Annotated in this window: 23 protein-coding genes; 13 read left to right on the forward strand and 10 right to left on the reverse strand. The window is 60.5% G+C overall.

Annotated elements, in window-relative coordinates; translation table 11 throughout:
- Positions 1-11 precede the first annotated feature (11 nt).
- Entirely contained in the window at positions 12-281 is a 270-nt protein-coding gene (locus JV201_RS16130; protein WP_003217951.1) for a PepSY domain-containing protein, read from the reverse strand.
- A gap of 151 nt (positions 282-432) precedes the next feature.
- Between JV201_RS16130 and JV201_RS16135 the strand changes: the two genes are divergently transcribed.
- From JV201_RS16135 to JV201_RS16165, 7 genes are all read left to right on the forward strand, one after another.
- Positions 433-1,428, forward strand: coding sequence for a FecR family protein (locus tag JV201_RS16135; RefSeq protein WP_177023404.1), 996 nt, complete (start codon positions 433-435; stop codon positions 1,426-1,428).
- A 318-nt stretch (positions 1,429-1,746) separates the two neighbouring features.
- A complete protein-coding gene (locus tag JV201_RS16140) occupies positions 1,747-2,193 on the forward strand; it encodes a hypothetical protein (protein WP_003217947.1) in 447 nt (148 codons plus the stop codon).
- Position 2,194: 1 nt separating this feature from the next.
- Complete coding sequence (locus tag JV201_RS16145; RefSeq protein WP_219405711.1) at positions 2,195-2,752, forward strand: adhesin; 558 nt, start codon at positions 2,195-2,197, stop codon at positions 2,750-2,752.
- A gap of 79 nt (positions 2,753-2,831) precedes the next feature.
- Positions 2,832-3,527 (forward strand): hypothetical protein, encoded by a 696-nt coding sequence (locus tag JV201_RS16150; protein WP_087694373.1) that lies wholly within the window; start codon positions 2,832-2,834, stop codon positions 3,525-3,527.
- 61 nt (positions 3,528-3,588) lie between these two features.
- Positions 3,589-4,269, forward strand: coding sequence for a C39 family peptidase (locus tag JV201_RS16155; RefSeq protein ID WP_003217941.1), 681 nt, complete (start codon positions 3,589-3,591; stop codon positions 4,267-4,269).
- A 37-nt stretch (positions 4,270-4,306) separates the two neighbouring features.
- On the forward strand, positions 4,307-5,056 hold the full coding sequence (locus tag JV201_RS16160; RefSeq protein WP_003217939.1) for a hypothetical protein: 750 nt from the start codon (positions 4,307-4,309) through the stop codon (positions 5,054-5,056).
- Between the two features lie 49 nt (positions 5,057-5,105).
- Positions 5,106-6,419, forward strand: coding sequence for an autotransporter domain-containing protein (locus JV201_RS16165; RefSeq protein WP_043224814.1), 1,314 nt, complete (start codon positions 5,106-5,108; stop codon positions 6,417-6,419).
- 65 nt (positions 6,420-6,484) lie between these two features.
- Here JV201_RS16165 and JV201_RS16170 read toward each other — a convergent pair whose 3' ends face one another.
- The gene (locus JV201_RS16170) at positions 6,485-7,813 is read right to left on the reverse strand and encodes a sigma-54 dependent transcriptional regulator (protein WP_003217935.1); all 1,329 of its coding nucleotides are present in this window, start codon (positions 7,811-7,813) and stop codon (positions 6,485-6,487) included.
- A gap of 343 nt (positions 7,814-8,156) precedes the next feature.
- Here JV201_RS16170 and JV201_RS16175 point away from each other — a divergent pair, with 343 nt between their 5' ends.
- Positions 8,157-8,417 (forward strand): hypothetical protein, encoded by a 261-nt coding sequence (locus tag JV201_RS16175; protein WP_003217933.1) that lies wholly within the window; start codon positions 8,157-8,159, stop codon positions 8,415-8,417.
- Between the two features lie 137 nt (positions 8,418-8,554).
- Here JV201_RS16175 and JV201_RS16180 read toward each other — a convergent pair whose 3' ends face one another.
- From JV201_RS16180 to gnd, 3 genes are read right to left on the reverse strand one after another with little or no spacing between them, the layout of a single operon-like run.
- Complete coding sequence (locus JV201_RS16180) at positions 8,555-9,379, reverse strand: HAD family hydrolase (protein WP_003217930.1); 825 nt, start codon at positions 9,377-9,379, stop codon at positions 8,555-8,557.
- A complete protein-coding gene (gene zwf / locus JV201_RS16185; RefSeq protein WP_003217928.1) occupies positions 9,376-10,899 on the reverse strand; it encodes a glucose-6-phosphate dehydrogenase in 1,524 nt (507 codons plus the stop codon). Before zwf ends, JV201_RS16180 begins: the two co-directional genes overlap by 4 nt.
- Positions 10,896-11,903, reverse strand: coding sequence for a phosphogluconate dehydrogenase (NAD(+)-dependent, decarboxylating) (gnd, locus tag JV201_RS16190; protein WP_256579633.1), 1,008 nt, complete (start codon positions 11,901-11,903; stop codon positions 10,896-10,898). Before gnd ends, zwf begins: the two co-directional genes overlap by 4 nt.
- 244 nt (positions 11,904-12,147) lie before the next feature.
- Here gnd and JV201_RS16195 point away from each other — a divergent pair, with 244 nt between their 5' ends.
- The 4 genes from JV201_RS16195 (at position 12,148) to JV201_RS16210 (ending at position 16,989) form a co-directional block, all read left to right on the forward strand.
- Positions 12,148-12,324 (forward strand): DUF6026 family protein, encoded by a 177-nt coding sequence (locus tag JV201_RS16195; protein ID WP_023658901.1) that lies wholly within the window; start codon positions 12,148-12,150, stop codon positions 12,322-12,324.
- Between the two features lie 154 nt (positions 12,325-12,478).
- Complete coding sequence (locus tag JV201_RS16200) at positions 12,479-14,218, forward strand: phosphoethanolamine transferase CptA (protein WP_003217921.1); 1,740 nt, start codon at positions 12,479-12,481, stop codon at positions 14,216-14,218.
- Between the two features lie 155 nt (positions 14,219-14,373).
- Positions 14,374-16,623: a TonB-dependent siderophore receptor gene (locus JV201_RS16205; protein ID WP_219405712.1), complete on the forward strand. Its 2,250-nt coding sequence runs from the start codon at positions 14,374-14,376 to the stop codon at positions 16,621-16,623.
- A 150-nt stretch (positions 16,624-16,773) separates the two neighbouring features.
- On the forward strand, positions 16,774-16,989 hold the full coding sequence (locus JV201_RS16210) for a hypothetical protein (protein ID WP_003217916.1): 216 nt from the start codon (positions 16,774-16,776) through the stop codon (positions 16,987-16,989).
- Between the two features lie 99 nt (positions 16,990-17,088).
- On the opposite strand, the gene JV201_RS16215 is transcribed toward JV201_RS16210, so the two are convergent.
- The 4 genes from JV201_RS16215 to JV201_RS16230 form a co-directional block, all read right to left on the reverse strand.
- Positions 17,089-17,580 (reverse strand): GNAT family N-acetyltransferase, encoded by a 492-nt coding sequence (locus JV201_RS16215; protein ID WP_008432012.1) that lies wholly within the window; start codon positions 17,578-17,580, stop codon positions 17,089-17,091.
- A 91-nt stretch (positions 17,581-17,671) separates the two neighbouring features.
- Complete coding sequence (zapE, locus tag JV201_RS16220; protein ID WP_219405713.1) at positions 17,672-18,805, reverse strand: cell division protein ZapE; 1,134 nt, start codon at positions 18,803-18,805, stop codon at positions 17,672-17,674.
- Between the two features lie 22 nt (positions 18,806-18,827).
- A complete protein-coding gene (locus JV201_RS16225; RefSeq protein ID WP_008432007.1) occupies positions 18,828-19,169 on the reverse strand; it encodes a nuclear transport factor 2 family protein in 342 nt (113 codons plus the stop codon).
- Between the two features lie 52 nt (positions 19,170-19,221).
- Positions 19,222-19,938, reverse strand: coding sequence for a YafY family protein (locus JV201_RS16230; protein WP_032898885.1), 717 nt, complete (start codon positions 19,936-19,938; stop codon positions 19,222-19,224).
- A gap of 182 nt (positions 19,939-20,120) precedes the next feature.
- On the opposite strand from JV201_RS16230, the gene JV201_RS16235 reads away from it, so the two are divergent.
- The gene (locus JV201_RS16235; protein WP_008432003.1) at positions 20,121-21,176 is read left to right on the forward strand and encodes an aldo/keto reductase; all 1,056 of its coding nucleotides are present in this window, start codon (positions 20,121-20,123) and stop codon (positions 21,174-21,176) included.
- Positions 21,177-21,297: 121 nt separating this feature from the next.
- Here the strand turns inward: JV201_RS16235 and pepN are convergent, their stop codons facing one another.
- A complete protein-coding gene (pepN, locus tag JV201_RS16240; protein WP_219405714.1) occupies positions 21,298-23,955 on the reverse strand; it encodes an aminopeptidase N in 2,658 nt (885 codons plus the stop codon).
- Positions 23,956-23,959 lie beyond the last annotated feature (4 nt).

Here is a 23,959-nt window from a genome sequence, read left to right on the forward strand (position 1 = left end):
CGTCAGTTCATTCAGTCTTTCTGATCGCGCAACACATTGCCCGACTCACCGTCGATGCGGAACTCATAGACCACGCCATCGGCCTTGCGCCCCTCACCTTCCCAGTAGCCATCGTTATCGGCTTCGATCTTGTAGATCTGGACGTAACCAGCCTTGGTCTTGGCGGTCTCGATGGCTTTTTCGATGGTGATCCAGCCTGCGCCCGGTTTGTCCGCCAGGGCGGCTCCAGCACTGAGCAAGGCGGTGGTTGCGACAACGGCGGCTAAGGTTTTCTTAAGCATTTTCGTGCTCCATTAGGGAATGAGTGTTACCTGTCCTGAATTTTTAGGGCCCTGCAGACGAGAATTAGTTCCAATTGATGTGCATTCGCCATGATGGCTGTTCTCGCCGTCCTGCTGTGGAGGTTAGAATGTCGGAAATCAGGATGAGTTAATGACAGATAAGTCCCTATCAGAAGCCGAATACGACGCCATCACCGATGCCGCTGCGCACTGGTGCATGCGTCTGCACGCTGGCGATTGCACGACGGCGGAGCGTCAGGCCTTCGAGCAGTGGCACGATGCGCATCCACTGCATGCCTTCGAATACGCCGCGATGCTGGAAATCTGGGACGTTGCCGATCACTTGCCCCGCAGCGAGCCGGCCCCCGTCGTGGCGCGACGACAACCTCGCAGCCGTTTGAGGAACTACGCGGTAGCGGCGGCGATATGCCTGGTGGCCTTGCCACTGGCGGCCCTTACCGGCTGGGAAGCAGGCTGGCTGCCCAGCTCGTACAACCATTACGAAGCTGAAAACAGCTTGCGCCAGGTCACCCTTGACGACGGCAGCCAGGTTGAACTTAACCTGGGCACCGAACTGGTCTACAGCAATTTCAAGGATCAGCGCCGGGTTACCCTGAAAAAAGGCGAGGCGTTTTTCAAGGTCAGCCATGACGCGCAACATCCGTTTATCGTCCACGCCGGTGACGGCCAGGTTCGGGTGACCGGCACTCAGTTCAATGTTTGGAAATACGAAGACCATGTGCGGGTCATGCTGCTGCAAGGCTCGGTGCTGGTGAGCAGCGACGACGCCCACAGCGGCCTGCGCCTGTCACCCGGGATGCAGGCCAGCTACAACCGTGGCGATGCCAGCCCCCAGGCCCAGCCAATTGCCCCGGGCGACACGGCCCTGGCCTGGCGTGAAGGCAAGCTAATCCTCGACAACCTGGCCCTGGCCGACGCGTTGCCGTTGATCAACCGCTACCTGAGCAAACCAGTGATGCTGGCCGACGCCGGCACCGGGGCGATTCGCATTGGCGGCATCTACAACATCAACGAGGTGTCCAACCTCGTCCCCTCCCTGCCCAAGGTCCTGCCGGTCTACCTGACCCAGAACCAGGACGGCAACCCCGTGCTCAATTCCATTCCGCGCAAAACCCCAAAGAGCTGAGCCAGGGTCATGGGCCTGCGCCCTCCTCCCGGATGCTGCCTGCGTCAAATCGTCCATTTTTGAAACACTTGCACCGGCTGAGCTGACAGCCGGCTGCGGAGTGCCGGGTTTACGGCGCGCAGTGTTTCATCCCTGAGACACCTGCCAGGCGGGCTGGACAAAGGCCCGCTGTCTCACAGTTGAAACACATCCACTGTGCATTCTATCCCCCGCGCTCATAACCCCATGAATGTCATCCCAAATTCAAAAGCGGCACAGCTCCTGCTCTCTTCCTGACAGCGCTGTTTAGGGTCAGCGCCAAGAATAAGGAATGCCGTCGTGAAGACACTTAATCCAGGCTCGTTGAGCCTTCTGCTGATCAGCTGTGTACTGAGTACCAGCGTGAGCCTCCCGGTGCTCGCGGCAGGCGACGGTGTGATCGTGATTCAGCGCACCGTCCAGGGCCACATGGCTGGCCGCACCGCTGGCGTCGACCCCAACCCGGTCACCGTCAATGCCAATTCTTCTCCACAGATCCTGCGGGCCACCAGCGAGCTGAGCGACAACGACTACGCCAACATCAGCAGCGGCTCCAGCATCACTCGCGCCATCCTGCCTGGCGGCAACCTTCCCGGCTTGACCAACAACGGGGGTGGCGTAGGCCTTGGTGGCGGCGCAGCGGCCGGCCATGGTGGCGGCTCCAGCCTCTCGGGGCAGATCAACGGCTCAATCTCCCGCGGCATGGCGCCTTTGAACAATATCGGCAGCCTGATGGGAGGCCAGTGAGATGAACCATTACTGGTTGTTCCTGGCGATCCTGGGCTGCTCGGTGGCCATGGCTGACAACAGCGCAGTGATCGACAACTCCGGCAAGCAATACAACGGCATCGTCTCGATCAACCAGGCGGCCGGCAGTCAGCAACAACAGCTCAACAGCCGCGCGATTTCGGCGGGCAGCAACTCCCAGGCGGGCGGCGCCCTCAGCCAGACCATCGGCGGCGCACCGGCCGATCGCTCCCAGAACGCCAGGGTGGCGATCCAGGGCAGCTCTTTCAGCAATGGCAGCGGTGTACTGGGCGTCAACCAGTCGGCCGGGGCCAGCAACCAGATGATCAATGCGGTGCGGATCAGCGTGAATGCTGGCCCGCAAAGCATCGACGACAGCGTCATGTCGCAACAGAACGTGGCGCTGTCACCAAACTCAGGGTTCACCTCTACCACTGGCAGCCGCCAGGTCGTCACAAGCGACCAGGCCTTCACCGGCAGCCGTGGAGTGGTACAGGTGAATCAGAGTGCCGGGGTGGGGAACCGCATGGCTAACGCCCTGAATGTGCAAATCCAATGATTCATTGGAGCTCGAAGCTGGACCGTACCAACACTTAACCAACTAATTAGAAGCAAGGGGAAATACCATGAAAACTACAATGGCTCTTAAACCACTGGCCTTCGCTCTCGCTGCAATCATGGCTGCCGCCGCACATGCCAACCCACCTACTCATCAGCCTACCGCTGCAGTAGCCGCCGTTTCCGATGCGCAATCGAGCAACCACAATGGCGTGCTCAACCTGGGCACCCAGAACAACGCATCGGCCAACAACTCGTTGAACGGCAGCAGCGGCAACGCCCAGGCCAACATCGCAGCCGGTGATGGCAACCAACAAGACAACCAGACCGCCATTGCGGCCGGTGACGCAGATGCCGTGTTTGCCCTGGGTACCATTACCCAAGACAACCGCAACAACATCTCTGTGCAAGTGGCTACCCACAACAACGCTTCGCTCAACAACTCGGCCAACGGCAGCTCCGGCAACCTGGGTGTGAGCGTTGCCGCGGGTAACTTCAACCAACAGAAAAACCAACTGGCAATTGCTTCTGCCAGTGGTGCCGCCGCCGCTGCTTCGAGCAACACCACTCAAACCAGCGTCGACAACACCTTCCTCAATACCGTGGCCACTCAGTCTGGCCCATGGGGCAGCCACACTTACCTGCCTGTCGTGAACAACGCCAGCGCCAACAACTCGCTTAATGGCTCTTCGGGCAACCTGGGCGCCAACATTGCTGCAGGCGTGGGCAATCAGCAAGGCAACACCACTGTGATCTCCTCTGGCGTGCGCTTCTGATCCAACGGGGCCTTGGCAACAAGGCCCCTTTTTATTCCAGTGTCCACCAGGCCATTCGATCATGCGGATCATCGCCCTCACCCTCCTGTTATTGCTCACCGGCCCGACTTGGGCGGGGCAAATGGCGATTGCTGCCATGCCCGGCGGTGGCGTGATCTTCAAGAAGGTCGAGAGCATCCGTGAACGCAAGTTCGCCAACCTGGTGGAACAGAAAACCGATTTCAGCTGCGGTGCCGCCGCCCTGGCCACCATCCTGCGCCAGGCCTACTGGATGGATGTGGATGAAGACCACATCATCAAGGGCATGCTGGTCAACGCCGATCAGGACCTGGTGCGTACCCAGGGCTTTTCGATGCTGGACATGAAGCGCTACCTGGAAAGCATCGGGATGCGCGCCCGGGGTTACCGGATCAATGCAGACACCCTGCTCACGGTGAAGATCCCGGTGGTGGTGTTGCTGGAGATTCGCGGCTACAAGCACTTCGTGGTGATGCAGCGCGCCGACAAGGACTGGGTGTACATCGGCGACCCGGTACTGGGCCATAAACGCTATGCCCGCGACGACTTCGTCAAAGGCTGGAATGGCATCGTCTTCGCGGTATTGGGCGAAGGTTATGACAAGACCAACGTGCTGCTCGACCCGCCCACCCCACTGACGGCGAAAAACAGAATCAATGAGTTCAGTCCGGTGCGGGACAGTGAATTGATGGACTTCGGTTTTATCCAGAGCGACTTCTTCTAGAAGCGCAATAAGGGGCAGGACGCTCCAGGAGCAAACGATGAACACTTACCGTTGGCTGACGGTCATGTGCCTGGCAGCCTCAATGCCCGCTTATGCGTCATCGGTGTTCAAACCGATTGAAATAAAGGACTCGGAACTGGCTGACCTGCGCGGTCGCTACGTGATGCCGGGGCGGATCATCAGTTTTGGCATCGTGATGAGCAGTACCTGGACCAATGCCGCCGGCGACAGCGTGACCGGCTCGGCCAGCATGAACGTCAACGCGTCGACCGTCACCCCGCAGTTTTATGTGCAGGTAACCGACAGCCCCACCAAAGTCTCGCCCAACCAGCCGAATGGCACCGGCACAGTGGTCGGTGGTGCCGGCCTGGGCAGCGGCCAGGGCGTGACCCAAAGCGTGCGCGCCGCCGGCGATGGCAACACCGCCAGCAATAACGTGAATATCAATGTGAACCAGAATGGCTTGTCGCCGGCCAATGTCGTCCAGTCCGGACAAGCCCTGGTGGCTGGCCAGTCGGTCACCGGCAGCACGGGTGCCGGCCAGGTCACGGTGTCGGCCGCCAATGGCGGGCTGCAAATGGCGATCCTGGCCAACAACAATCAGGGCAATTCGTTGCAGCAGATCGGCGCCGGGAATGTCCTGCAAGGCACGGTTTTGCAGGGTAACAGCAACTTCGTCAGCAACATGACCCAACTCAATGTGGTGCTGGGCAACAACGGTTTGAACAATTTGGGGCAGAACCTCAACCTGAATCAACTCAGAGGCCTACGCCCTAACGGTTATTGAACTACGCTGTGCCTCGACACTTGCGCATTAGAAAGGGACGGCTTATTCCATGCATCGATCGCTATCGTTACGTGCCGTAATTTGTTTAAGCACGCTCCTGCCCGCATCCATGTTGTATGCCGCGCCGGACACCGACATAGATACATTGAAAAAGGAATTGCTGGAGCTCAAGCAACGCTACGAAGTGCAGCAAAAAGCACTGGCGGTGCTGGAGCAACGGGTACGCCAGGTGGAAGAACAACCGGTGGCGCCGCCGCCCAAACGCCTGGCCAAATCCCCGGCAGACTTCCAGAAAGGCGGCACCACGGTGGCCGGCAACACGCCGGGAGTCGGCGCGGCTGCGGCCTCGGGCGGTGCAGCCGGTGGCGCGTCCTACGGCCAGTCCCTCAAGGATGATTCGGCCCCGGCACAGAGCGTGAGCAACTTGTATAACGAGGCCAGCGGGTTCTTTGGCAACGGCAAGTTCAGCTTTGAAACCGGCGTCACCTATTCCCGCTACGATGCCCGCCAGTTGACCCTCAACGGCTTCCTGGCGCTGGACTCGATCTTCCTCGGCAACATCAACCTGGACCGGATCAAGTCGGATAACTGGACCGTCGACCTCACGGGCCGCTACAACCTCGACAACCGCTGGCAGTTCGATATAAACGTGCCGGTGGTGTACCGCGAGTCGACCTATCAGTCCGGTGGTGCCAACGGTGGCAGCGGCACCGCGACCTCGGAACAATCGGTCACGCGTGACCCGACTATCGGCGACGTCAACTTCGGGATTGCCTACAAATTCCTCGACGAGAGCGTCAACCTGCCGGATGCCGTGGTGTCGGTGCGGGTCAAGGCGCCCACCGGCGAAGATCCGTTTGGGATCAAGCTGGTCCAGTCATCCAGCAACACCAACCTCTTCGTGCCGGAGAGCCTGCCCACCGGCAACGGTGTGTGGTCGATTACGCCGGGTATCTCGCTGGTCAAGACCTTCGACCCGGCGGTATTGTTTGGCTCGCTGTCGTACACCCACAACTTCGAAGACTCGTTCAGCGATATCAGCTCCCAGGTCGGCCAGAAGACCCCGGGGAAAGTGCAGTTGGGCGACAGCTTCCAGATCGGCGCTGGCGTGGCGTTTGCGCTGAACGAGAAGATGAGTATGTCGTTCTCGGTGTCCGACCTGGTGCAACGCAAGAGCAAGCTCAAGCCGGATGGCGGCGACTGGCAGTCAGTGGTTTCCAGCGATGCCAACGCGGGTTACTTCAATGTGGGCATGACGATTGCGGCAAGCGACAACCTGACCATCGTGCCGAACCTGGCCATCGGGATCACACCGGATGCGCCGTCGTTCAGCTTCAGCCTGAAGTTCCCGTATTACTTTTAAGGCATGACAACGGGAAAAGCCCCGCAACGATAAGGGTCGTTGCGGGGCTTTTCGGTTTACCCGCCCTAGCGGATCTGGTGTTTGTGCAGCAACCGGTAGAACGTCGGCCGGGAAACCCCCAGCACACGCGCCGCGACACTCAGGTTGTCGCTGTGCCGGTTGAGCACATCGCACAATGCCTGGCGTTCGGCACGGTGCTTGTAATCCTCCAGTGTAGCCATCGGCAGCGCGATTGCCTGCTGGCTTTGCAATCCCAGATCAACGGCTTCGATTTGCCGCCCTTCCGCCAGTACCAGGCCCCGCCGCACGCGGTTGGCCAACTCGCGCACATTGCCCGGCCAACCGTGCTCGCCCATGGCCACCAGTGCGTCTTCACTGAAGCTGCGTGGACGGCGGCCGGTTTCCTGGCTGTAGAAGTGTGAAAAATGGTTGGCCAGCATCGCCACGTCGCCGTGGCGCTCGCGCAACGGCGCGGTGACCACTTGCAGGACGTTGAGCCGGTAATACAAGTCTTCGCGAAAAGTGCCCTTTGCGACCGCGGCTTCCAGGTCGACGTGGGTAGCCGCCAACACGCGTACATCCACCGCAATCGGCTGGCTGCCGCCGACTCGCTCGATCTGTTTTTCCTGGAGAAAACGCAGCAGGTTGGCTTGCAGCTCCATGGGCAAGTCGCCGATCTCATCGAGAAACAAGGTGCCGCCGTGCGCCGCCTCGATCCGCCCCACCTTGCGCTGATGGGCGCCGGTGAAGGCGCCCTTCTCATGGCCGAACAGTTCGGACTGGATCAGGTGTTCGGGAATCGCCCCGCAATTGATCGCCACAAACGGCTTGGCATGGCGCTGGGATTGGCGATGCAAGGTACGCGCGACCAATTCCTTGCCGGTGCCGCTGTCGCCACGGATCAACACCGGGGATTCAGTGGGCGCCAGCTTGGCGAGCAGCTTGCGCAATTCCCGGATGGGACGGCTGTCCCCCAGCAACTCGTGTTCCGGCTGGCCCGCAGGCGCGTTGTTGCCCTTGCCCCGCAGGCGCGCCATGCCGAAGGCGCGGCCCAGGGTGACCTGCACCCGTGACACATCAAACGGCAAGGTATGGAAGTCGAAGAACCACTCACAGACAAAATCGCCGACATTCTGCAGGCGCAGCACTTCCTGGTTAAGCACCGCAATCCACTCGGTGCCGCTGCGGCTGATCAGTTCCTTGACCGCTTCGGGTCGCTCCAGGTGAAACGGCTGCAGGCGCAACAAACCCACGTCACAGGAGCGCTCACCCACCGACTCGAGGGCGCAGCTGTCCACGTCCCACCCCGCTGCGCGCAAACCGGGCAATAGCCGGTGGCAGTCATCACAGGGATCGACCACAAGCAGGCGGCGCGGGGCAGGTGTAACAATCATGACTATTCCTTGGCGTCAAAATCGTTAAAGTTATTTAAAAACAACTATTTGCAAAGTCTGCTGGTAACCCTAGCAAGATCTTGACGCACCCTTTGTACCGATTCGCTATAAGTCGCGAACGAACCGGGTCTTTTATGTCAGTCGGGTGCGGTCAATTGCCGCGGCATAACTTTCATGAGGCTTTCAAAATAGCCCCTTACATGACTTTAATCAGGGAAAGTTAAAAAATCTTCTTCTAACATGTGACCCGCACCCGGTGATCGTGCATCAGTACAAGTAACCAGTCGTTAGGCACGCCCAACCAACGGCTTCCACTTGAATGGGCATTTAGAGAGAAGACCCCATGAACGCCCCGCTCCGCATCAACGAAGCTCTTTTGATCGCAGACCGTGCCTTCCAGCCCTTTCAATGTGTGGCCTGGCACGATGGCAACGGCGCCCTGAGCCTGAGCGTCATCGACCGCACCAATACCCGTATCGGTAGCAAGCAGCTGTCTTCCAGCACTTATACCGACCCGGCACAGCTTGAGAACTTGCTGTTGCAGGCCCGTGCCGAACTCGACAAAGATGGCTACCAGTTGCAATCCTGGGCAATGCCCAAGTAACTGAAGCGTGCGTGAGACGGCACCCGAAAGTGTGCCGCCCGGCTGCGCAGTATATTGACCCGCACTAACTCAAGTGGACAGTCAGCCATGCAAGTTGCAACTTTGCATAGCTGACTACTTATTAGTGTGGTTACCGATCAATAGGCCGAGAGAATAAACCGCTCGATGGCTTCCGCCGCACCGTCATCGACATTGCTGCCGGTCACGACGCTGGCCTGGCGCTTGACCACCTCTTCTGCCTGGCCCATGGCAATCGACAACCCCGCCACATGAAACATCGCCGGGTCATTGCCGCCATCACCGATGGCTGCGGTCTGTTGCAGTGGCACACCGAGGTGCGCCGCAAGGGTTCTCAATGCTTCACCCTTGTTGGCCTTCATGGCGGTGACATCCAGGAACACCGGCTGCGAACGCGACACCTGGGCCAATCCCTCGACCCTGGGCTGCAACTGCGCCTCAAGCTCCATCAGCAGCTGGGTATTGGTACTGGCCGCAACAATCTTGTCGACCCGATCCAGATACGGCTCGAAGCTCTCCACCACGATCGCCCCATAGCCCAGGCCGTGCTCCTCGCGAACCGCCATCGGTCCGCCGGGATCGCGACGCAGCCAGTCGCCGTCGGCGAACAGCCAGACTTCAACGTCCGGCTGCGGCGTAAACAAGGCCAACGCCACCAGCGCCGCTTCTGCCGGCAAGTGATGCGCCACCAGAATACTCCCGTCGGGATTGACCAGCGTGCCCCCGTTGAAGCCGGCAATCGGCACATCGATGCCCAGCGCTTCGACCTGCTGACGCATGGCCTTGGGCGGTCGCCCGCTGGCCAGGCTGAAAAACACCCCGGCCGCGCGCAAGGCGCGAACCGTATCAATGGTGCGCTGGCTGAGGCTGTGATCCGGATGCAGCAACGTGCCATCCATATCACTCAACACAAAACGGATGGGTTGACTCGGCAAGTCACTCATCCGAGGCTGTGCCAGGTACGGCCATCGCGGGCCAGCAACGCATCAGCCGCCGCCGGGCCGTCCTCACCCGCCTTGTAGGCCTGGATGCCGTCGTCCTGCTTCCACGCATCGAGAAAAGGCTGCACCGCACGCCAGCCGTTCTCGATGTTGTCGGCGCGCTGGAACAAGGTCTGGTCGCCGGTCATGCAGTCGTAGATCAGGGTTTCGTAACCTGTCGACGGCTGCATCTCGAAGAAGTCCTTGTAGGCAAACCCCAGTTCCACGTTGGCCATGTCCAGGGTCGGCCCGGGCTTTTTCGCCAGCAGGTCGAACCACATGCCTTCATTCGGCTGGATCTGGATCTTCAAGTACGTCGGCTTGAGTTCATCGACCTCGGTATCACGGAACTGCGCGTAAGGCGCCGGCTTGAAGCAGATGATGATCTCGGTGTCGCGGATGCTCATGCGCTTGCCGGTGCGCAGGTAAAACGGCACCCCCACCCAACGCCAGTTGTCGATCAACACCTTGAGGGCAACGAAGGTCTCGGTGCTGCTGTCTGGCGCAACATTGGCCTCTTCGCGGTAACCCGGCAACTGCTTGCCGCCGACTTCACCCGAGGTGTACTGGCCACGCACCGAGTTGGCCCGTGCGTCTTCCAGCGACCAGGGCCGGATGGCCCCGATCACCTTGGCCTTCTCGCCCCGCACTGCGTCGGCGCCAAAGGCAGCCGGCGGTTCCATGGCGACCATCGCCAGCAACTGGAACAGGTGATTGGGCACCATGTCCCGCAGGGTGCCGGTGTGTTCGAAGAAACTGCCACGGGTTTCCACGCCGACGGTTTCGGCGGCGGTGATTTGTACGTGGTCAATGTAGTGGTTGTTCCAGAACGCCTCGAACAGCACATTGGAAAAACGGCTGATGAGGATGTTCTGGACGGTTTCCTTGCCCAGGTAATGGTCGATGCGGTAGATCTGCTTTTCGCTCATCACCTTGAGCAGGCAGGCGTTCAGCGCTTCAGCGGTGGCGAGGTCGGAGCCGAACGGCTTTTCGATCACCACCCGGCGGAACGCCTCCGGGGTTTCTTCCAGCAAGCCGGCCGCGCCGAGGCGCTGCACCACTTCGGCGAAGAAACGCGGCGCGGTGGCGAGGTAAAACACCGCGTTGCCAGTACCGCTGTCGGCAATCTTCTTGCCGATATCGGCGTAGGTGCCGTCGTCGAGGAAATCACCCTCGACGTAGCTGATGCCTTTGGCCAACTGTTCCCACAATGCAGGGTCCAGGGCGTTCTCGGCATTGCCCTTGACCTTGCTGGCGGCCTCGGTGCGAATGAAGTCCTCGAGCTTCTTGGCGAAATCGGCGTCGCTGATGGCGTTGTGATCAACGCCGACAATGCGCAAGCCATCGCCCAGCAGCCCATCGCGGCTGAGGTTGTACAGCGCCGGCATGAGCAGGCGCTTGACCAGGTCACCGTGGGCACCAAACAGAAACAGTGTGGTGGGCGGAGCGGGTTCGGCCTTGGGTTTCTTGCCGTTGGCGGTCATTTTTTGGGAGTCTCCACATGGCCGCCAAAGCCGAAGCGCATGGCAGAAAGCATTTTGTCACCGTAGGTACTTTGCTGGCGGGAACGGAAGCGCGCGAACAGCGAGTTCGACAGCACCGGAACCGGTACCGATTGTTCCATGGCGGCCTCGATGGTCCAGCGGCCTTCGCCACTGTCGGCGACCGAGCCGGAATACCCGTCGAGCTTCGGATCGGTGGCCAGGGCGTCGGCGGTCAGGTCCAGCAGCCAGGACGACACCACGCTGCCGCGGCGCCAGACTTCGGCGATATCGGCAACATTCAGGTCGAAGCGCTGGTCTTGCGGCAGGTTCTCCGAATTCTTGGTCTTGAGGATGTCGAAACCTTCGGCGAAGGCCTGCATCATCCCGTACTCGATGCCGTTGTGGATCATCTTGACGAAGTGCCCGGAACCGGCAGGCCCTGCGTGGATATAGCCGCGCTCGGCACGGCTGTCCGCTGCGGCGGAACGGTCCTTGGTACGCGGGATGGTGCCCAGGCCCGGTGCCAGGCTTTCGAAGATCGGGTCCAGCAGCTTAACGGTCTCGGCGTCGCCGCCGATCATCATGCAGTAGCCGCGCTCCAGGCCCCAGACGCCGCCGGAGGTGCCGACGTCGACATAGTGCAGGCCTTTTTCCGACAGGGCCTTGGCCCGACGGATGTCATCCTTATAGAAGGTGTTGCCGCCGTCGATGATCACATCACCGTCTTCAAGCAGTTGGCTCAGTTCTTCAATGGTGTTCTCGGTCGGGTCGCCTGCCGGCAGCATCACCCAGATCGCCCGGGGCTTTTGCAGCCCGGCCACCAGACCTGCCAGGTCAGCAACGCCCGTGGCGCCCTCGCCTGCCAGACCTTTTACGAATGCTTCATTGCGGTCGTAAACCACGGTGGTATGCCCATTGAGCATCAGGCGCCGCGCAATGTTGCCACCCATGCGGCCTAGTCCAATAATCCCCAGTTGCATGTGCTGATGCTCCTTACTACGAATAAATGTGTGTCACAGTTTATAGCGCAATGAGGCTAATGAGGGTTAGTCCAGAGCGGATTGGCATAGTTTCATGACAAAAAGTGGCCATCCTTTCGCCTTCAGTGGGTTAAAAGTCACAACGACCATCAAAAATAAAAAAGTTCCCTTCATTAAAAAAAGAATTCAGAATTGCCCCGACTGTTGCCGAGAGCCTCGATTCAAGCGCTCTGGCACCGCGATAGACCGGCTATTTGCGAGGTAAGCAATGAGCACTGCACACATGACCCGTCCGCCACAGACCCTCTACGTCACCATTCGCCGCGATGAATTGCGCCAGTTGAAAAACGAGCGCGACCAACTGCAGCAGGAAGTCATGCGTTTGCGCTCGCACCTGCAGGGCCAGCTCAATCAGCCGTCCGGCACCCAGCCCGCACTTTGCTGAACGTGGGCTGAACGAACCGTTCAGGAATAACTCACGAAGTTTTCACATCCCCCTCCCGATACTCCCGCCGAATAGGGCCGCGCTACGTGCGCAGGCCCTCTGTTTGCGTGCATCCCTGCGCGTTGACACTGAAATTATCGGGTTGGAGCGCTGGATGGCGATGTTCAAACGCAGCACTACGTCTGCGAAAGGTTTTGATTGGGCCGGCCTCGGCTGGATGTTTCTGTTCTTCTGGTATTTCTCGGGCATTACCCAACTGCTGATCCAACTGACCGGCACCTCCGGCTTCAGTGGTTTCCGCCAGGCATTCTTCATGAGCGCCCTGTGGCTGGCGCCGATGCTGTTGTTCCCACGTCGCGCGCGCCTGGTGGCGGGGTTGATTGGCGTGGTGCTGTGGGCCTGTTCCATGGCCAGCCTGGGTTATTTCTTCATCTACCAGCAGGAATTCTCTCAAAGCGTCATCTTCATCATGTTCGAGTCGAACATCTCTGAAGCCGGCGAATACGCCACCCAATACTTTGCCTGGTGGATCGTGCTGGCGTTCATTGCCCACACCGCCATGGCCGTTTTCCTGTGGACCCGCGTACGCCCGGTTTACCTGCCACGTGGCCAGGCCATGCTGGCGGCTGCCGCAATCGTGATTGCCATCGTCGGCTACCCGCTGGTCAAGCAGATCGCCAAGAGCGAGACCATGGAACTGGCCATCGACCGCTTCGAAACCCGTATCGAGCCGGCAGTGCCATGGCAGATGATCGTCGCCTACCGCCGCTACACCGAACAACTGGATAACATGCAAGGCATGCTGACCAGCGCCAGCAAGATCCCGCCCCTGACCAACCTCAAGGACAGCATGGCCGGCCAGCCGTCGACCCTGGTGCTGGTGATCGGCGAGTCCACCAACCGCCAGCGCATGAGCCTGTATGGCTACCCGCGCAACACCACGCCGGAACTGGACAAGCTGCGGGACCAACTGGCGGTGTTCGACAACGTCATTACCCCGCGCCCGTACACCATCGAGGCGCTGCAACAGGTGCTGACCTTCGCCGACGAAGAAAACCCGGACCTGTACCTCAAGACCCCCTCCATCGTCAGCGTGATGAAGCAGGCCGGCTACAAGACCTTCTGGATCACCAACCAGCAGACCATGACCAAGCGCAACACCATGCTCACGACCTTCTCCGAACAGGCCGACGAGCAGGTGTACCTGAACAACAACCGCAACCAGAATGCGCGCCAGTATGACGGCGACGTGCTGGAGCCGTTTGCCAAGGCCATGTCCGACACCGCCGAACGCAAATTCATCGTGGTGCACCTGCTGGGTACCCACATGAGCTACCAGTACCGCTACCCGCCGACCTTCGACAAGTTCACCGACCGCCAGGGCGTGCCTGAGGGGGTCAGCGACGCACAGTTACCGACCTACAACAGCTACGACAATGCGGTGCTGTACAACGATTTCGTGGTGTCGAGCCTGATCAAGGACTACGCCAAGACCGATCCGAACGGTTTCCTGCTGTACCTTTCCGACCACGGCGAAGACGTGTTCGATTCGGCCGGCCACAACACCCTGGGCCGCAACGAAGGCAAGCCGACGGCACCGATGTACACCATTCCGTTCATGGCCTACGCATCACCCAAGTGGCGTGAAAGCCATGACTGGAGTTTTGCCGGTGACTTGCAGCGCCCTTACACCAGCTCGCAGCTGATCCATACCTGGGCCGACATGGCCGGGTTGAGCTTCGACGAACTGGACCACAGCAAGAGCCTGGTCAGTGACAGCTTCAAGCCTCGGCCACGGCTGATTGGCGACCCGTATGCACGCCAGCAAAAACCGCTGATTGATTTCAGCCTGATCAAGCCGAAGCCAGACGCCGCCAACGTGGTCGTCAAGTAGCTTGAATCGCCCGGGTTTCATCCGCGCAATGCGGTGAAACCCGATTTGGCTGCAGCGCAAAGATAATAATTATTCTCGTTTAGCGCTAAAGTTCTCCGCCTCCTTTCGTCTTTGAGCCAATGGCATTTTTCATAGACGACAAGGAGTTCGCCGCGATGTTCGCGCCTATTACCCGTTCCATGACCTTGACCCTGGGCCTCTTCAGCGTGGTGCTGAGCCCGGACCTGCTGGCCGAAAACGACCCCGACCAGGAATCCCAAGCGCCGGCCAAAGCCCTGGAACTGGGCAGCACCAGCATCACCGCCGAAGGCCTTGGCGCCAACACCGAACACACCGGTGCCTACACCACAGGCCCAATGGGCACCGCCACCCGGCTGAACCTGTCCATCAAGGAAACCCCGCAGTCGGTCTCGGTGATCACCCGCCAGCAGATGGACGACTTCAACCTCAACACCCTGACCGAAGTGATGCGCCAGACCACCGGCGTGGTGGTGCAGCACCTGGACTCCGACCGGGTCGGCTATTCCTCGCGCGGCTACGGCATCACCAACTTCCAGATTGACGGCATGCTCAACACCTTCGGCCGCATGAAGTCCGATGCCGACACCATCATCTACGACCGGGTCGAAGTGGTCCGCGGCGCCACCGGCCTGACCACCGGCGCCGGCGACCCCTCGGCCACGGTCAATATGGTGCGCAAACGTCCGACCGCACAGTGGCAGGCCAAGACAGGCGTCAGTGGCGGCTCCCACGACAATTACTACAGCTACCTGGACGTTGGCGGCCCCCTGGCGTTTGATGGGCGCCTGCGCGGCCGCACGGTGCTCGCCTACCGTGACACCCAGTCCTACCGCGACAACTACGCGCTGCAACGGGAAGTCGGCTACGGCATCCTCGAAGGCGACCTGACCGACGACACGGTGCTGGCGGTGGGCTTTGATTACCAGAACAAGCATGTGCAGGGCACCGCGTGGGGCACCTTGCCCTACTGGAACAGCGACGGCAGCAAAGCCAGGCTGCCCCGCTCCGCCAACATCGCGGCCCACTGGAGTTCCTGGCCGCTGAAAGATGAAACCACCTTCGCTACCCTCGACCACCGCCTGGCGGGTGACTGGCACCTGAAGGCCGCCTATACCCACCGTGAAAGCGACACCGACGGCAAGGTCTATTACGGCGGCTCAGGCTTCCCGAATGCCGACCGCAGCGGCATGACCGCCTGGACCAGCCACATGCTCGGCACCTCGAAAATGGACGTGGTCGACTTGAACCTGTCCGGGTCCTATGCCCTGCTGGGTCGTGAGCACGAATTGATGGTGGGTTACGGCGAGTCCGAGCAGCGTGACGCTTCGCCACACCTGCGCAGCGGTACGGTGCCGAAGGACTACACCAGCATCGACGATTGGAAACACATGGGCGGGATCGGCAAATTCCCCGACACCAACACCGGCCTCAAGGGCGAACAAGGCAGCACCCGCCAAAAGGCCGGCTACCTGGCCACCCGCCTGAGCCTGACCGATCGCCTGCATGCGGTATTGGGCAGCCGCTACGGCAGCTGGGAGATCGAGAGCACCACCTACAACTACAACAGGGACACTGACCAGTTCCTCGGTACGTCAAAATCCAGCCAGACCCACAACGACATGTGGACACCCTACGCCGGCCTGCTCTACGACCTGACCCCGGAGTACACCGTCTACGCCAGCTACACCGATATCTTCAACCCGCAGGAAGAACGCACCGCCAGCAAGCAATACCTGGAGCCGGTGGTAGGCAGCAACTATGAAGTGGGCATCAAGGGCAGCCTGCTGGAAGAGCGCCTGAACCTGGCGGCCGCGTACTTCTGGAGCAAACAGGACAACGTCGCGGAACTGGACAGTTTGACCCCACCGGATCCGGAGACCGGTGAGCAGTTCTTCACATCCGGCGGCAAAGGCAACAAGGTTCAGGGTTTCGAGGTAGAGGTGTCCGGAGAGGTGCGCCCCGACTGGAACCTGACCGCCGGATACACCTACACCCACTCCCTGAACGGGGACAAGCAGCGCAATAACACCCACCTGCCGCTGAACCTGCTGCGCGTGTCCACGGCCTACCGCCTGCCCGGCGAATGGCACGCGCTGACGGTCGGCGGCGCGGTGAATTGGCAAAGCGACTTCTACGACTTCGCCTATCGCCCGGTTGGCCGGGACACCAATGGAGCCCTGATCAGGGAGCGCACCCGGATCACCCAGCAGGCCTATACCGTGGTCAACCTAATGTCGCGCTATGAGTTCGATGACCACTTGTCGGCGTCACTTAATATCAACAACCTATTTGATAAAAAATATTACGAGCGCGTCGGCTTCTATAACGGCGTGTATTGGGGAGACCCGCGCTCTATCAGCGTCGCACTGGACTGGAAGCTCTGAATTCATCGCTGCTAAAGATTGGAAGTTAACGAAATCGTTAACTTTCGGTCAGCGCGAGGTTAACCCTTACTTAATATCATTGGCCCACAGTCTCCCCATCCCGCCGCTGATGACAACGCGCGGACCCAACACACTTACTGAGACACTGCCATGAAATTTTCGACTGTTATCCTTGCCGGCCTGATGACCATGACTTCCGTAGCCGCCTTTGCAGAAGGCGGCTCAGAGCGTTCGAAGGAGTTCTACAACAACTTCACCTTCGTTCAGGAACAGACTCACGGTGCTGCCCAGCAAACCGCAATGGCTGACGGCAAGACCGAAAAGCCGGCAACGGCCGACCAAACTACCAACACACCGAACAGCTGATTTACCCGCAATACCTGTGCTATTCCGCTCTGATAGCCAAGGTCAATTTGGCGCCACTTGCTGGCGCCTTTTTTTTGCCTTTAATTAAATAAACATTAATTAAAGCGGCTTGCTCCAGAACAACATCCGGCCATGTTGCGGATCAAATACCGAATCATCAAACCCAAACTTTCGATACGCCGACTGCGCCACGGCGTTGCCTTCAAGCACCTCGAGGGTGATCTTGCAGCAACCGCGCTGGCGAGCAATTTCCTCGACCTTTTGCAGCATCTTCTGACTCAGCCCCAGGCCACGGAATTGATCCATCACCACCACGTCGTGCACGTTGACCAGCGGGCGGCAGGCAAAGGTGGAAAACCCTTCAAAGCAGTTCACCAGGCCGGCCGGCGTACCGCCGACAAAGGCCAGCACACTGAACGCGTGGGCACGCTTGGCCAGCTCTGCCGGCAGTTGCTGCAAGCGGTCGGCCGGCAGGCTGTGGCCACCGCCCATGGGGTCTTCGGCGTAATGATTGAGCACCAGGCCAATGGCCTCGGCGTGTACCGGATTGGTGTAGCTGGCTTGCAGCACCAGGATGTCTGCGCTGTCCATTTCCTTCCTCGTTGACGGTGCGACAGGGACTCGGTCCCCATAAAAGGGCTCGATTGTAAGCGTGGTGCAGGCATTAGATGAAGGAGATTAACTACATTTGCCCGCGTGAAAGCGCGCCAGGCTCGCCAAACCGTGCCAGTTGCATCTCCTGCAGGCGGCTCAGGGTGCGGCGGAATGGAAACTCCAGGTAACCCTCGGTGTAGAGGCTTTCCAGCGGCACCCGGGCCTCGATGTACAGCGGCACCTTGCGGTCGTAGCACTCGTCCACCAGCGCGATGAAACGCCGGACGCTGTCGTCATGCACCGACAGTTCCGGCAGTTCCCGGTCCCCGGCGTCCACCCGTTCGGCAGCGTCTTCGGTGCCACGAGCGATTCGTCCCGGGCGCTTTTGCGCGCTGAGGTTGGGCACCTCGCCGAGCAAAATGGCCTTGAACCGATCACACAGCAGCATGAAATCCATCGCCGCCAACGGCTGCTCACACAGGTCGGCGTAGCGACACCACAGCACGGTTTCACTGGACTGCACTGCCACGATGGAGCGGTAGCCGACCGCAACCGGGGCGCTGCTCACTGCCTGCCCGGCGCTCAACTGGCGAAACACCTCGGCCAACGCGTCGGGCTGGTCGACCCAGTAACGCTGCAGTGCGGTGCCCGGGTGCAGCCGATGATCCTCCCCGCCATCGACTGCCACCACCCGCATATGCTGTTTGATCGCCTCGATTCCCGGCAGGAAACGATCCCGGTTGAAACCGTCGGCGTACAGCTGGTCCGGTGGCTGGTTGGACGTGCAGACCATCACCACGCCTTCTTCGAACATCACCTGGAACAGCCGGCCGAGGATGATGGCGTCACCAATGTCGTTGACAAACAACTCATCGAAACACAGCACCCGCACTTCCCGGCTCAGTTCGCGGGCCAGGGCCTGCAAGGGATCGTGGGTGCCCGTGAGCTGGAATGAACGCTGGTGCACCCAGCCCATGAAGTGATGAAAATGCTGGCGCCGCGCTGGCACTCCCAGGCTTTGGTAGAACTGGTCCATCAGCCAGGTCTTGCCCCGGCCGACCGGGCCCCACAGGTACACCCCAGTGATGGGCCCAGGGCCGTGGTGCAAGGCCTGATGGCAGTCCTGCAGGGCTTGCACCGCCTCACGCTGGGCGTCGTCGGGGACAAAACCCTGTTCGGTGATGGCGTGCTGATAGGCGGCAAGTGGCGAGTCGAAAGTCATGCCCGGCAGTATGCCATGACGGCTACAGGGAAATATCCAATCGGGCAATCTTGCCGTGTTCATTGAGGCGGAAGGTATAGCGCAGCTCCAGCGGGCTGCCGGGAAAGCTGCCGGTGATCAGGTTGCTGACCAGCACCTTGCCCGTGCGGTGCTGCACATTCAGCACCTGGACCCTGGGCTGGTAACGACGCCCCGTGTCTTCCATCCAGCGGGCGATGGCGGCGGTACCGACCCGGTGCTCGCCTTCGTCGAACACGTTGGCATCTTCGGCGAAACAGTCGGCCACCAGCGAGGTGTCGCCGGCATTCGCCGCGGCAATGTAGGTTGCAATAGCCGGGGCCAGTTCAGGGGTGGGTTGGGACATGGTGACAGCTCCTTTTTAGTGATTTATGGAGCCATCCTAAAGCAGCGTTGTGTCAGTTCTTGTCAGGAGTGAACGGCCCGGATTCGTTCTGTTCCATCAGCTTGCGCCAGCCCCGCAACCAATCGCTGCGGCGCCCCGGATACCGTTCACCTTGCAGGCGCGCGGCGGCCACTCGGTCGGTGCGGAAGGTGCGATAGGCCCCACGCAATTCACACCACGCCACGATCACCCGCACTTCGTTGAGAAAACCCAGGGCCAGGGGCCAGATCAGGCGCTGGCTGGCGGTCTGGCTGGCATCGGCGTAGTCGATGTGCAGTTTGGCCTGGCCGCGAATGGCCTCGCGGAACACATTCAACGGCACGCGATTTTCCGGGTAGCCGAAGCCTGGCGGGCCCGGCAGCACCGTCGGATTGCGCAAGGCTTCCTGGGCAGCCGGGTCAAGCACGTCGGCGATCTTTGCAAGCGCATTGGCCGCCGCCTGGCTCAGTACGTCATCACCGCGCTGGTCGACATACCGCAAGCCCAGCACGATGGCTTCGGTCTCGTCGGCATTGAGCATCAGCGGCGGCAGGAACAGGCCCGCACGCAGCACATAGCCCACGCCCGCCTCGCCGTAGATCGGTGCGCCCAACGCGGTCAGTTCGGCGATATCGCGGTACAGCGTGCGCTCGGAAATCTCCAGTTCTGCCGCCAGCACGGCGGCCGTCACCGGGCGTTTTTTGCCCCGCAGGACTTGCAACAAGGTCAACAGACGACTGGTACGCGACACGTTGATCATGCTCGAAAAAGAAAGGTGGCGCAGCTTAGCAGAGGCCTCCGTCAGAAAGTGTCAGGAGCAGGCACCCTTCCCTTCAGCCGCCAAAAAAGCCCCTTGACGAAATATATGACTAGCATCATATTTAATAGATGTCGGGAAACATTTAAACTAGCCACAGCGTCAGGAGTTTTGGTATGCGTAATAAAGTCTTTGGCCGTCGCAGCGGCCTGCGGGTTTCAGAGCTGGCCCTGGGTACCGCCAATTTCGGCACAGGCTGGGGCCACGGCGCCGAGCGCGACGAGTCCAAGCGAATCTACGACGGCTATCTGGAGGCCGGCGGAAACTTCCTCGATACTGCCAACGGCTACCAGTTCGGCCAATCGGAAGTGCTGCTCGGCGAGTTCATTGCCTCGGAACGCGACCGCTTGGTGATCGCCAGCAAATACACCTTGCGCACCCAGCCTCAAGACGAAGGCACCCTCAAGCTTGGCAACAACCGCAAGAACATGGTGCGCGCCGTCGAAGAAAGCCTGAAACGCTTGAACACCGACCACATCGACCTGTTCTGGGCGCATATCAGCGACAACGTCACGCCGATGGAAGAGATCCTGCGGGGTTTTGATGACCTGGTGCGTGCCGGCAAGATCCACTACGCGGGGCTGTCCAACTTCCCCGCCTGGCGCATTGCCCGCGCCGACCTGCTCGCTGAAGTGCGCGGCTTTGCACCGCTGGTAGCGATCCAGACCGAATACAGCCTGGCCGAACGCACCGCTGACCGCGAGCTGCTACCCATGGCCGAGGCCCTGGGCCTGGCCGCGACTTTATGGTCACCGCTGGGGGGTGGTTTTCTGACCGGGAAGTACCGCAACAGCCAGGACGATACCCGCGCCAGCAAGCTGGGGATTTTGGTCCACGCTGAAAAAAGCGCACGGGAAACCGCAGTGCTCGACACCCTGCTGGCGGTTGCCGGTGAACTGGACGCCACGCCGACTCACATCGCCATCGCCTGGCTGCGGGAAAAGGCCCGTCGTTCTACCACCGCGCTGATCCCGATCCTGGGGCCGCGTACCCGCGAACAACTGGACGGCACCCTGGGTGCGTTGAGTGTGCAACTCTCGGCTGAGCAAGTGGCCCGCCTGGATGCTGCCAGCGCGATACCGCTGGGCGTGCCCCACGAGATGATCGCGGAACGCTTCCCACGTTATACGGACGATGATGCACAAGACCTGCGCTGGCCGCCGGTTATCTAAGACCCGTTGTGGCGAGGGAGCTTGCTCCCGCTGGGCTGCGTAGCGGCCCCAAAATCTTGGGAGCGCTGCGCACTCCAGCGGGAGCAAGCTCCCTCGCCACAGATGCAGTACTCAGCCTCAGTTAAGCGAGGCTTTTGCTCACCACTTCAAACACATCGCTGGACAGCTCGCCCGAAGCGCGAATCCGCTCCAGCTCGCCTTTCATCAGCGCCTGCCGCGCGCTGTCGTACTTGCGCCAGCGGGTCAACGGCGCCAATTGCCGCGAAGCAATCTGGGGGTTGAAGCCATTCAACTGGATCACCAGGTCCGCCAGGAACCGATAGCCCGAACCATCCGCCGCGTGGAAGTTGATCAGGTTCTGCCCGGCAAACGCGCCCACCAGTGCCCGCACCTTGTTCGGGTTCTTGATGTTGAACGCAGGGTGCTGCATCAACGTCTTGACCCGCTCCAGCGCGCCCGGCAAACCATTGCCCGCCTGCACGCTGAACCACTGGTCCATGACCAGCTGGTTGTCCTTGAAGTTCTCGGCAAACACCGCCAGCGCCTTGGCTTTTTCTTCTTCGAACGGCGAGTTGACCAGCACCGCCAGAGCCGTCAGGCGCTCGGTCATGTTGTCGCACGCGTCGAACTGTTCAAGGGTCGCCGCCAGCACTTCCGGCTTGCCGCTGAGCATCAGGTACGACAGCGCAATGTTCTGCAAGGCGCGACGGGCAAAGTGTTCCGCCTCGGCCACGTACGGGGTTTTCTTCGACAGGTCGCGATTGGCCTGGTAACGCAGCCACAGGCCCTCGAACAGGTTGTCGGCCAACTGCTTGCGAGCAAACTCGCGGGCCGCGTGGATGGCGTCGACATCCGCCACTTCGCTGATTTCGGTCAGGTAGGCTTCGCTCGGCAGCGAGAGCATCTCGGCGACCATCGCCTGGTCCAGGCTTTCGTCGCTCAATACGCTGCGCAGTGCAGTGATCAGGCGTTGATCCAGCACCAGCGCCTTGCCCTGCTGATGTTGGGCGATCAGCTCCTGCAACACCTGCACCGACAGCTGCTGGCCGGCGTCCCAGCGATTGAAGCCATCGCTGTCGTGCTGCATCAGGAACATCAGTTGGTCGCGGTTATACGGGAAGCTCAGCTTCACCGGCGCCGAGAAGCCGCGCAGCAACGACGGCAGCGGGTGCTCGGCGATGTCGACAAAGGTGAAGGTCTGTTCGGCTTCGGTCACCGAGATCACGCGGGACGTGGCGCCGGCAGCGGTTTCACCGGCCAGGCGCAAGGCGATGCCCGCGCCCTTCCCGTCCAGCAGGCCCAGCTCAACCGGAATCACGAACAGCAGTTTTTCCACCTTGTCCGGGGTTTCCGGGCAGCTTTGACGGAAGGTCAGGCTGTAGGTTTTAGCCACCGCGTCGTAGGACTCGCTCACCGCCAGGCGTGGCGTACCGGCCTGGCTGTACCAGCGCTTGAACTGGGTCAGGTCAGCGCCGTTGGCGTCTTCCATGGCCTTGATAAAGTCATCGCAGGTCACAGCCTGGCCGTCGTGGCGTTCGAAGTACAGGTCGCTGCCTTTGCGGAACCCTTCGGCGCCGAGCAAGGTTTGGATCATACGGACGACTTCCGAGCCCTTTTCGTACACGGTCAGGGTGTAGAAGTTGGAGATCTCGATAAAGCCGTCCGGACGCACCGCGTGGGCCATGGGACCGGCATCTTCGGCGAACTGGTGGGTGCGCAGATAAGCCACGTCCTGGATGCGCTTGACGGTGGCCGAGTTCATGTCGGCAGAGAACTGCGAATCACGGAACACCGTGAAGCCTTCCTTCAGCGACAGCTGGAACCAGTCGCGGCAGGTCACGCGGTTGCCCGACCAGTTGTGGAAGTATTCGTGGGCAACGATCGCCTCGACTCGCTGGTGCGCGGCGTCGGTGGCGGTTTCGGCACGGGCCAGCACGGCGCTGGAGTTGAAGATGTTGAGGCCCTTGTTTTCCATGGCGCCCATGTTGAAGTCGTTGACCGCGACGATCATGAAGATGTCGAGATCGTACTCACGGCCATAGACTTCCTCGTCCCAGCGCATGGATTTCTTCAGGCTGTTCATGGCGTGCTGGCACTTGTCGATGTTTTCCGGCTCGACATAGATACGCAGCGCCACGGTGCGCTCGGTCATGGTGGTGAAGGTGTCTTCGACACACCACAAATCACCGGCCACCAGTGCAAACAGGTACGCCGGCTTCTTGAACGGATCTTCCCAGGTCGCCCAGTGCCGGCCGTCTTCGCCAGGGCCGGAAGCAATCGGGTTGCCGTTGGACAGCAACACCGGGTAGCTGTGTTGCTCGGCGATCACCGTGGTGGTGAACACGCTCATCACGTCCGGACGGTCGAGGTAATAGGTGATCTTGCGGAAACCCTCGGCCTCGCACTGGGTGCAGAACATGCCGCCGGATTTGTACAGGCCTTCCAGGGCGGTATTGGTTTCCGGGTGGATCTTCACCGTGGTGTCGAGGGTGAAGGTCGCGCTGGTGGGGTGCACGGTCAGGTGGCTGTCGCTCAACTGGTAGTCGGCGTCGGTCAGTTCCTGGTCGGCCAGGTTCACCGACAGCAGCTCCAGCTGCTGCCCGTCCAGCACCAGCGGCGGCAAGCCGGCGCCGCGCTCGGGGTTGCGGCGCATCACCAACTGCGCGTGGACCAGGCTATGGTCCTCGAACAACTCGAAGGTCAGGTGCGTCTCGTCGATCAGGTAATCCGGCGCCTGATAGTCCTTCAGGTAAATCATCTTCGGCTGTTCGGTGCGCATGTCT

This window comes from Pseudomonas sp. Colony2 (genome assembly GCF_019382755.1).
Taxonomy (GTDB): Bacteria; Pseudomonadota; Gammaproteobacteria; order Pseudomonadales; family Pseudomonadaceae; genus Aquipseudomonas.

What these genes read in the sequence shown, in the direction of transcription:
- JV201_RS16150 (WP_087694373.1), top strand. Translation starts at nt 2,832, where the DNA reads ATGGCTCTTAAACCACTGGCCTTCGCTCTCGCTGCAATCATGGCTGCC.
- JV201_RS16160 (WP_003217939.1), top strand. Translation starts at nt 4,307, where the DNA reads ATGAACACTTACCGTTGGCTGACGGTCATGTGCCTGGCAGCCTCAATG.
- JV201_RS16145 (WP_219405711.1), top strand. Translation starts at nt 2,195, where the DNA reads ATGAACCATTACTGGTTGTTCCTGGCGATCCTGGGCTGCTCGGTGGCC.
- JV201_RS16225 (WP_008432007.1), bottom strand. Translation starts at nt 19,169, where the DNA reads ATGTCCCAACCCACCCCTGAACTGGCCCCGGCTATTGCAACCTACATT.
- JV201_RS16195 (WP_023658901.1), top strand. Translation starts at nt 12,148, where the DNA reads ATGAGCACTGCACACATGACCCGTCCGCCACAGACCCTCTACGTCACC.
- JV201_RS16170 (WP_003217935.1), bottom strand. Translation starts at nt 7,813, where the DNA reads ATGATTGTTACACCTGCCCCGCGCCGCCTGCTTGTGGTCGATCCCTGT.
- JV201_RS16175 (WP_003217933.1), top strand. Translation starts at nt 8,157, where the DNA reads ATGAACGCCCCGCTCCGCATCAACGAAGCTCTTTTGATCGCAGACCGT.
- zwf (WP_003217928.1), bottom strand. Translation starts at nt 10,899, where the DNA reads ATGACCGCCAACGGCAAGAAACCCAAGGCCGAACCCGCTCCGCCCACC.
- JV201_RS16215 (WP_008432012.1), bottom strand. Translation starts at nt 17,580, where the DNA reads ATGGACAGCGCAGACATCCTGGTGCTGCAAGCCAGCTACACCAATCCG.
- JV201_RS16165 (WP_043224814.1), top strand. Translation starts at nt 5,106, where the DNA reads ATGCATCGATCGCTATCGTTACGTGCCGTAATTTGTTTAAGCACGCTC.
- JV201_RS16200 (WP_003217921.1), top strand. Translation starts at nt 12,479, where the DNA reads ATGGCGATGTTCAAACGCAGCACTACGTCTGCGAAAGGTTTTGATTGG.
- JV201_RS16180 (WP_003217930.1), bottom strand. Translation starts at nt 9,379, where the DNA reads ATGAGTGACTTGCCGAGTCAACCCATCCGTTTTGTGTTGAGTGATATG.
- JV201_RS16210 (WP_003217916.1), top strand. Translation starts at nt 16,774, where the DNA reads ATGAAATTTTCGACTGTTATCCTTGCCGGCCTGATGACCATGACTTCC.
- JV201_RS16235 (WP_008432003.1), top strand. Translation starts at nt 20,121, where the DNA reads ATGCGTAATAAAGTCTTTGGCCGTCGCAGCGGCCTGCGGGTTTCAGAG.
- JV201_RS16130 (WP_003217951.1), bottom strand. Translation starts at nt 281, where the DNA reads ATGCTTAAGAAAACCTTAGCCGCCGTTGTCGCAACCACCGCCTTGCTC.
- JV201_RS16135 (WP_177023404.1), top strand. Translation starts at nt 433, where the DNA reads ATGACAGATAAGTCCCTATCAGAAGCCGAATACGACGCCATCACCGAT.
- JV201_RS16205 (WP_219405712.1), top strand. Translation starts at nt 14,374, where the DNA reads ATGTTCGCGCCTATTACCCGTTCCATGACCTTGACCCTGGGCCTCTTC.
- zapE (WP_219405713.1), bottom strand. Translation starts at nt 18,805, where the DNA reads ATGACTTTCGACTCGCCACTTGCCGCCTATCAGCACGCCATCACCGAA.
- pepN (WP_219405714.1), bottom strand. Translation starts at nt 23,955, where the DNA reads ATGCGCACCGAACAGCCGAAGATGATTTACCTGAAGGACTATCAGGCG.
- JV201_RS16155 (WP_003217941.1), top strand. Translation starts at nt 3,589, where the DNA reads ATGCGGATCATCGCCCTCACCCTCCTGTTATTGCTCACCGGCCCGACT.